At 39.8% G+C, this 1,714-nt stretch carries 2 protein-coding genes and 1 pseudogene; all 3 read left to right on the top strand.

Annotated features, from left to right (window positions below):
• The first annotated feature begins 332 nt into the window (after positions 1-332).
• A complete protein-coding gene (locus ACFIQE_RS10135) occupies positions 333-839 on the top strand; it encodes a hypothetical protein (RefSeq protein ID WP_375707674.1) in 507 nt (168 codons plus the stop codon).
• Positions 840-847: 8 nt separating this feature from the next.
• A complete protein-coding gene (locus tag ACFIQE_RS10130; RefSeq protein WP_375707673.1) occupies positions 848-1,399 on the top strand; it encodes a hypothetical protein in 552 nt (183 codons plus the stop codon).
• 57 nt (positions 1,400-1,456) lie between these two features.
• Positions 1,457-1,714, top strand: a pseudogene (locus ACFIQE_RS10125) (hypothetical protein); the annotation flags it as partial.

Here is a 1,714-nt window from a genome sequence, read left to right as displayed (position 1 = left end):
GAGGAAGAGGTAAGCGTAAGGCATTTATGCTGTGTACTTGAGGAAGTTTTTGATGAGGCAATGAATGAGGTTGATCTGGGACTGAGGTTGATCTTGTCTGCGTGCTTGGCTTTCAATATGCGGGCACCACCTTGGGGATAGGGGGGTGGCTTGTAAGCGCCTCACGTATAGTGCTTCATGTATAAGCGCGTATAGGGCAAATGAACAAAATACGTAGAGGGGATTTATAATACTTGCATTACTCTGAGAAGGGTGCTAAGCGAATTTACCGCGCTGGTGGCGTGCTATCAAATATTGAAGAGTGGGAATTTTAGAAGTGGGGGAGTATCCGTATGATCGAAGATAAATCACAACATCAATTTGCCCATAAGGGAGATAAGGCTTTTGTATCGCAGCCAGTGTTGGATCAATCAGAAGCTTTCAAAAAATTGACGGCTCTTTCAACAGGCGATTATATCATCATTTGTTGTTTGGCTATCCTCTTGTTGGTGCTTTTTTCCGCGTCTGCCTATATGGATCCTTTGGAATTTTTTCACGTTATATCCAAAGAACAGCTCCAAGCACTGGGACAAATGAAACAAGAAAGTCTTCAGGAAAGTCTTAAACACCCATTCCAAAATCCTATAATTCAGCATGTTCTTGATGCGGGGTGGAATAGTGTTTGGGCTTTTTTATGTTTCTTACCGCAAATAATTTTTGGCGTTCTTTTTGGTTTTTGTCCGCTCTTTTTTGTCTTTAACGCCGTATTTAAACGGGATGTGAAGGAAATGATGCTACAATGGGAAACCTTGCCAGAGCAGCAACAGCTAGACAATCAATCTCTTAACAGAAGACAATAGGGGGAAAAGTGAGTGCTTCTTTAATCATTGGAATGTTGATTGCCGTAGGAACGGCAATTTTTATTTGTTCTGCAATTTTTATGGTATTCCTTTCTACCGTGGTGACAATCGTTGCACTTTATTATTCGTTGATAAAACGGACAATCTTGTTATTGGTGACGCAGCGAAAATTAAAAAAGGGTGCAGCGCAGAATTTAGGGCATTATCAGGTAGAGGGTAGAGGACAGAGGACAGTTCTTGCAACACAGTTGCGTGCCTTTTCTTTTCAAGAATCTTTGCTTCTCTCAAAAAAAGATTATTTTATGATCTTTTCTATCGCCTTCGTTATGGTTGCACTTTGCACAGGTTTTGTCGTTTTTTCAGCTTTTCTTCCAAAATCTGCGGTTTTTTTGCACAATTACGTGCCTATGATGGTGCTTCACATTATTGATTTTGTCATGCGACTGCTGTTTTGGGTCTGGACATGTATTGTTGTTTCTTTACCTGTCATTTTAATTCTCCATAGTCTCCTTCAGTATGGCGTGCAAGAAACAGTAAAGGAATTAGAAACATTTGTTTGAGCAGAGAATAAAAATGATGATTTCACATCAATGCGATAGGGAAAAAAAGGGAGCATTATGATGCAGCATTTGGTTTTTTTAGGGTTCATTATCATTGCCATTTTAATGGTTATGGTTATGGTCAGGTTTCCTTACCTGTTGATCAAATATATCAGGTTATCTTTTAAACTCGCTCAAGGCTTGAAAAAGAGTACGACGCAACAAAAACACGCCATACAACAATTGCGCAATGATCTGGGAGAAATGAAAAGACACAATCTCGCCCATAAGACCCTTGATGCGAAAATGCGCTTTCTTAACTTCAAAGAATCTCTG

Origin of the sequence: Bartonella sp. AA1HLJMS, assembly GCF_042197445.1 — a bacterium.
Lineage (GTDB): Bacteria > Pseudomonadota > Alphaproteobacteria > Rhizobiales > Rhizobiaceae > Bartonella.
Note: the sequence above shows the minus strand (reverse complement) of the source record. Positions and strands in the feature narration are given on the sequence as shown.

What these genes read in the sequence shown, in the direction of transcription:
- ACFIQE_RS10135 (WP_375707674.1), top strand. Translation starts at nt 333, where the DNA reads ATGATCGAAGATAAATCACAACATCAATTTGCCCATAAGGGAGATAAG.